This is a genomic window from Streptomyces sp. NBC_00075, assembly GCF_045041225.1.
GTDB lineage: Bacteria > Actinomycetota > Actinomycetes > Streptomycetales > Streptomycetaceae > Streptomyces > Streptomyces adonidis.
Genome location: NZ_CP108243.1, coordinates 1,166,925 through 1,172,721 on the forward strand (window position 1 = coordinate 1,166,925; position 5,797 = coordinate 1,172,721).

Annotated in this window: 6 protein-coding genes; 2 read left to right on the forward strand and 4 right to left on the reverse strand. The window is 72.2% G+C overall.

What is annotated here, in order from left to right; all coding sequences use genetic code 11:
- Nucleotides 1-16: 16 nt before the first annotated feature.
- Nucleotides 17-802, forward strand: a complete 786-nt coding sequence (locus tag OG787_RS05210; protein ID WP_235473398.1) for a GntR family transcriptional regulator — start codon at nt 17-19, stop codon at nt 800-802.
- Here OG787_RS05210 and OG787_RS05215 read toward each other — a convergent pair.
- Nucleotides 766-2,895, reverse strand: coding sequence for a penicillin acylase family protein (locus OG787_RS05215; protein ID WP_405534418.1), 2,130 nt, complete (start codon nt 2,893-2,895; stop codon nt 766-768). The two genes, OG787_RS05210 and OG787_RS05215, sit on opposite strands and share 37 nt — an antisense overlap.
- 137 nt (nt 2,896-3,032) lie before the next feature.
- Between OG787_RS05215 and OG787_RS05220 the strand changes: the two genes are divergently transcribed.
- Nucleotides 3,033-3,623: an isochorismatase family protein gene (locus OG787_RS05220; RefSeq protein ID WP_369030896.1), complete on the forward strand. Its 591-nt coding sequence runs from the start codon at nt 3,033-3,035 to the stop codon at nt 3,621-3,623.
- A 43-nt stretch (nt 3,624-3,666) separates the two neighbouring features.
- On the opposite strand, the gene OG787_RS05225 is transcribed toward OG787_RS05220, so the two are convergent.
- From OG787_RS05225 to OG787_RS05235, 3 genes are read right to left on the reverse strand one after another with little or no spacing between them, the layout of a single operon-like run.
- The gene (locus OG787_RS05225) at nt 3,667-3,903 is read right to left on the reverse strand and encodes a hypothetical protein (protein ID WP_369030897.1); all 237 of its coding nucleotides are present in this window, start codon (nt 3,901-3,903) and stop codon (nt 3,667-3,669) included.
- Nucleotides 3,900-5,474, reverse strand: coding sequence for an amidohydrolase (locus OG787_RS05230; RefSeq protein ID WP_405534419.1), 1,575 nt, complete (start codon nt 5,472-5,474; stop codon nt 3,900-3,902). Before OG787_RS05230 ends, OG787_RS05225 begins: the two co-directional genes overlap by 4 nt.
- A 38-nt stretch (nt 5,475-5,512) precedes the next feature.
- Complete coding sequence (locus OG787_RS05235) at nt 5,513-5,728, reverse strand: MbtH family protein (RefSeq protein WP_235473406.1); 216 nt, start codon at nt 5,726-5,728, stop codon at nt 5,513-5,515.
- Nucleotides 5,729-5,797 lie beyond the last annotated feature (69 nt).

Consider the following 5,797-nt stretch of genomic DNA (forward strand, 5'->3'; position numbering starts at 1 on the left):
GAAGGGAGGTGCCCCGGTGGCGACACCCGGTGATCGTGCCCGTGCGGTGTCCGGCTCCCCGCTCGACACCCTGGACTTCACGCTGGACCGCTCCAGCCCGGTCCCGCTCTACTACCAGCTGGCTCAGCAGCTGGAGGCGGCGATCGAGCACGGAGTCCTGGCGCCGGGCAATCTCCTGGGCAACGAGATCGACCTGTCGGTCCGGCTCGGCCTGTCCAGACCCACGGTCCGCCAGGCGATCCAGTCCCTGGTGGACAAGGGCCTGCTGGTACGCCGTAGAGGCGTCGGTACGCAGGTCGTGCACAGCCAGGTCAAGCGCCCGCTCGAACTGAGCAGTCTGTACGACGACTTGGAGGCGGCCGGACAGGGGCCGACCACCCAGGTCCTGCGCAACGAGGGACAGCCGGCGTCCGCCGAGGTCGCCGCCGCTCTCGGGGTGAAGGAGGGCAGCGAGGTCGTCGTGCTGGAGCGGCTGCGCTGCACGCACGGCGAGCCGGTGGCGTTCCTCGTCAACTACCTGCCCTCGGGACTCCTCGAACTCGACGCCGCCCGGCTGGAGTCGACGGGCCTGTACCGGATGCTGCGCGGCGCGGGAATCACCCTGCACAGCGCCCGGCAGACCGTCGGCGCCCGCTCGGCCACCGAGGCCGAGGCCAAACGCCTGGAGGAGCCGGAGGGCGCCGCCCTGCTCACCATGCAGCGCACGGCGTACGACGACACCGGACGGGCCGTGGAGTACGGCACGCACATCTACCGGGCGTCGCGCTACGCCTTCGACTTCCAGCTGCTGATGCGACCCTGAGTCCCGTCCCCGCTGCCCTCGTCGTCCTCCTCCGTGAGGTGCGCGAAGTCGGTGACGACGGGGGCGAGTCGGCCGGTTGCCCACAGGGGCAGCTGGTCTCGGTGGTGTGCGTTACCGGCGACGCCGATCGCGCCCAGCGGGACGATCCAGAGGCTGTTGTCACGGTCGGCGAGGTCCCATACGTACCGGGCGGAGGGGCCTCGTGAGCTGAGGTCGGTGAGGCCGGGGACGCTGGAGGTGGCGAGGACGCAGTCGTGGTCGCCGCCGAGTCCGGGCCACGGCTCCTCGTCGCCGCTGCCGGGGAACACCCTCAGCGGGGCGAGGCGGTGCAGTTCGCCCCAGGTCACCGGGTCAGCTCCTGCGGTCTCCTCCAGCGCGTCGGCGACGATGCCGGGGAGGTCGAGGCCGGGGAGCAGGTCGGTGGCCAGGAGGTTCTCCAGGGCGAACGCGACCTTGCCGGTGAGGTTCAGCCAGGGCTCGAACACCGCCGGACAGGGCAGCGGCCCGGCGAGGCTCTTCAGCTGCGGGGCGGCGGCGATCCGGCGTACGACGGCCGAGCGAAGGCGGGCGTAGTCCGCGGCGGCCGTGCTGTCGGCGTCCATCCGGCGGTCCCAGGCGAGGAGACGCTCGCGCAGGCCTGCGGCGGCGGGGGTGCGGGGGTCTGTTTCCGCGACTCGGTCCAACAGGGGTGCGGCTGAGGGGAGTTGGGTGTCCATGTGGACGGTCGTCATCTCCGGGGCCGTCCAGTCGTGGGAGCGGCGGAGCAGTTCGGTGATGCGGTCGGCGCGGTGGGGCGGGGCGAACTCCGCGCCGAGGGGGGTGGCGATGCCGCGGGCGTTGGCCATGACGGCGAGGTCGTCGACCTCGGCGCGCGGGGTGTCGTGGCGGCCCCGCCAGTCGTGGCCCGGCTGCCAAGCGGGGACGACCCGCAGGGTGTTGTCGCGGTGGCGGACCGGGACGAACCCGGCGACCCGGTGCAGCAGACCACCCTCCGTGTCTGCGGCGTGGACGACGTTCACGGGCTCGATCCAGCGGTCGAACGCCCGGTCGACGTCGGCGACGGTGCGGGCGTGCAGCAGGGCCGGGAGCGCGGCGAAGCCGAGGTCGGCGGTGACGCGGGGCGGGTAGCGCAGGCTGATGACGGTCGCCTCGCCGCCCACGCCGTCGAGGTTCCCGGTGTCGCCGATGATGACCGGGCCGCGTTCCGTCTCGATCACGTCGACGTCGACCGGGTCACCGCCCGCGACCTCGACGGTCTCCCGGCGCCGGTGGAGGACGGGTCGCCGGCCGTCGGGGCCCAGCGCCTCCACCTGGCCGCCCTCCGTACCGCGCAGCTGCTCCTCGTACAGGTCGTGGTAGTCGGCCATGGCGTTGGTGATGGCCCAGGCGACCGTGCCGGTGTGGCCGAAGTGGGCGATTCCCGGGACGCCCGGTACGGCGAAGCCGACGACGTCGAACTCCGGGCAGGAGAGGTGGAGTTGCTGATAGAAGCCGGGGTTCTGGAGGGGCCGGTGGGGGTCGCCCGCGATGATCGGGGCGCCGTGTGCGGTGCGGTGTCCGGGGACGAGCCAGCCGTTGGAGCCGGCGGTGCCGGGGCCGTCCGTGGCGAAGAGTTCGAGGGCGTGGTCGCCGAGGCGGCGGGCGACCTCCTCGCGCCACAGCTTGGTCGGGAAGCCCGCGAACAGGATGTGGTGGGCGAGCCAGACACCGAGGGGCGTCCACGGCCGCCAGGGGGTCGGCGCGAGTCCGGTCGCCGCGAACTCCGGTGCGGCGGCGGCCCCTTGCTCCAGACCGGCGTTGACCCCGTCGACGTACTCGGTGACCCAGGCAGCGGTGGCGGGGTCGAGGGCGTCGAAGCAGCGGCGGGCGGTGTCGTCGAGGCGCGCCCGGCGGGCGAGGAGGTCCCAGGAGAGGGCGGGGGTGCCGAGGAAGGCGGCCGCGGTGCCCTGGGAGCGGTGGCGTTCGACCTCGATCTGCCAGGCGCGGTCGCGGGCGGCGTTCCGGCCCTGTCCGTGGGCGAGTTGGAGGGGGTCGGCGGCACGGAGGTGCGGGATGCCCCAGGCATCGCGGTAGGTACGGCTCCTGCTCGGCACTGGCTGGGCTCCCTGCACTCTGGGCATCCTGTCGACCGGATACCCCTGAACACCGACACGGAAAGTTAGCTTAGGCTAAGCTAACTTCACGGGAAGCGGCTCGTGTCATGCACGCCGTCAGGGGGAGGTACCACGCCATGGGCGCACCAGTCGTCGGCTCCTATCCGATGCCCGACAGCTCCGCCGTACCGAGCCCGGCCCATCCCTGGGCCATCGATCCGGCACGCGCCGCCCTGCTCGTCCACGACATGCAGAATCCCTTCGTCCAGGCGTTTCCGGAGGGCGGCTCGCCCGTCGTGGAGCTGGTCGAGAACATCGCGACCCTGCGCGAGCTGGCCGGCACGCTGGGCATGCCCGTCGTCTTCAGCGCCGAGACCAACGCGGCCTCGATCGTCCCCCGGCTCGCTCCGCGCGTGGGCGAGCATCTGCTGCTGAACGTGCGCCACAACGCCTTCCTGCGCAGCCATCTCGGCCGGCTGCTGCGCGAGTCGGGACGGGACCAGCTCATCCTGTGCGGGGTCCGCGCCCACCTCGGAATACTGCTGACGGCGGCGGACGCCTTCATGCACGACATCCAGCCGTTCATCGTCGCCGACGCGGTGGCCGACGACTGCGCGGAGGACCATGTCATGGCCCTCAAGTGGGTGGCACGCACGGGAGTCGTGTGCACCACCGACCAGCTGCTGCGGGAACTGCTGCACGGAAAGGCCGCCGCACAAGGGTTCTGATGCTTCGTCAAAATCCTGTACTCATACGGCTGTTGGGATACCGCTATCGGGAGCAGGGCCGTCCCGGATACTCCGCGCTCTCCGGTACGCCCGCCGCGCGCATCCTGCGCAGCACCTCGCCCCGGATCGCCTCGTCGTCGATGTAGAGGGGGCAGTTGACGTCCCGGTCGAACACCAGGACTTCCCCGGCGGTGTCCCAGAGCACCCATCGGGGTGCGTGGGGCGAGTCCTGCCACAGCTGGGTGTAGTCGCCGATGACGTCCGTCGTCGGAGCGCTCACAGCGTTCCCTCCTCGGTCTCCCGGCCGTCGACGAGTGTCGCCACGACCTCGATGTCCCCGATGCGCGAGCTGTCGACGCTCGTGGGATCGTCTCCCAGAACGACGACATCGGCACGCCTGCCCGGCGTGAGGCTTCCCACGCTGTCCTCCCAGCGGCAGGCCCAGGCGCCGTCGACGGTGTACGCGCGCAGCGCCTCGTCGACGGTGACGCCCTCGTCCGGACCGATCAACTGCCCTGACAGCGAGGCCCGTTCGACCATGAACTGGATGGCCCGGAGCGGCGACCCGTCCGTCACCGGCCGGTCGGAACTGCCCACCAGCCGGATGCCGTGCTCCAGGAAGCCGCGCCCCCGGTACAGCCAGGGCGCCCGCTCCTCCCCCATGATCGACGCGTAGTCGTCGCCGAAGTACCGCAGGAAGTTGGGCTGTACGACGGCCGTCGCACCGAGCGCCGCCAGCCGGGGCAGCTGATCGGGCCGGATCAGCCCGGCGTGCTCGATCCGGTGCCGGGCGCCCGGCCGGGGCCGCAGCCGCTGCGCCTCCTCCAGCGCGCCGATCGCCACGTCGGCCGCACGGTCGCCGATGGCGTGCACCGCGAGCTGCCAGCCGGCGAGATGCCCGTCCACGATGGTCCGGGTGAGGAGTTCGGGGTCCTCCTGCAACTGCCCTGCGGTGTCGAGCCCTTGATAGGGGCTGCTGAGCGCGGCGGTACGGGCCATCATGCCGCCGTCGGTGTACACCTTCAGCGCGCCGACGGACAGCCAGTCGTCGCCGAGGCCGGTACGCAGCCCGAGGTCGATGGCGCGCGGGATGCCGTCGTCCTCGTGCGCGGTGACGGGGTGCAGCCGGTCGGCGGCCACCATCAGCTGGACCCGCAGGGGCAACAGGCCACGTTCCCGGGCGAGTTGGTAGGCGCCCAGCTCGACCGGGCTGTTGCCGAGCAGGGCGCCGCCGATGCCCGCCTCGGCGCACGCGGTGACTCCCTCGGCGAGGCAGGCCCGGGCGGCCCGTCCGATGGCCTCCGCCAACTCCTCCTGGGAGTGCGGGAGTCGGAGCGCGCGGGCCGCGCCCATGGCTCCTTCGGCGAGGAAGGCGCCCTCGTGCGGGACGAGGCCGGGCAGCAGGTCCAGCACCGGGCTGCTGACCGCGCAGCCGTGCCCGGAGTCGTGCATCAGGAGCACCTTGCGGCCGGCGGCGGCCTTGTCCAGTTCGGCGAGGGTCAGATGCCGGCCGAGCCCCCGCTGGTCGTACCCCGCGACGTCCACCCAGCCGCCGGGCGCCACCTGCGCCGCCGCCTCGGCCACGACCGCGAGCACGTCCTCGACCCGGTCGCACGGCGCGACCGTGGGCGTGGCCGCCTTGAACCCCGTCCAGGCCAGGTGCCCATGGCTGTCGATGAACCCGGGCAGCACGGTCGCGCCCTGGAGGTCGATCACCCGCTCGGCGGGCAGCCCGGTCACCGCCTCGTCCAGGCCCACGATCCGGCCTCGCCAGATGCCCAGGTCGTGGGCGACGGGGTGGTCGGGGTCCATGGTGAGGATGCGGGCGTTGGTCAGTCGCGTGGTGAGCATGGGGAGTCAGTTCCTCGTCGAGAGTACGGATCCGGGCTTCAGGCGCTCGGCTCCATGCGCTCCACGAGGCTCTTGGGCCGCATGTCCGTCCAGTTGGTCTCGATGTGGTCGAGGCACTCCTGGCGGGGCGCCGGGCCGTGGACGACGGTCCAGCCGGCCGGGACGTCGACGAAGTCGGGCCAAAGGCTGTGCTGGCCCTCGTCGTTGACGAGCACGGAGTAGACGCCGTCGGGGTTCTCGAAGGGGTTCGTCATGGGGGTGTTCCTCTCTCAGTGGCTACTGCGGGTGCAGGGGGTTCGGTGGGTGGTCCGTTGGTCGGTCGG

Bases quoted from the DNA above. Each gene is read 5' to 3' on its own strand.
- OG787_RS05235 (WP_235473406.1), bottom strand. From the start codon at position 5,728: ATGACGAACCCCTTCGAGAACCCCGACGGCGTCTACTCCGTGCTCGTC.
- OG787_RS05230 (WP_405534419.1), bottom strand. From the start codon at position 5,474: ATGCTCACCACGCGACTGACCAACGCCCGCATCCTCACCATGGACCCC.
- OG787_RS05220 (WP_369030896.1), top strand. From the start codon at position 3,033: ATGGGCGCACCAGTCGTCGGCTCCTATCCGATGCCCGACAGCTCCGCC.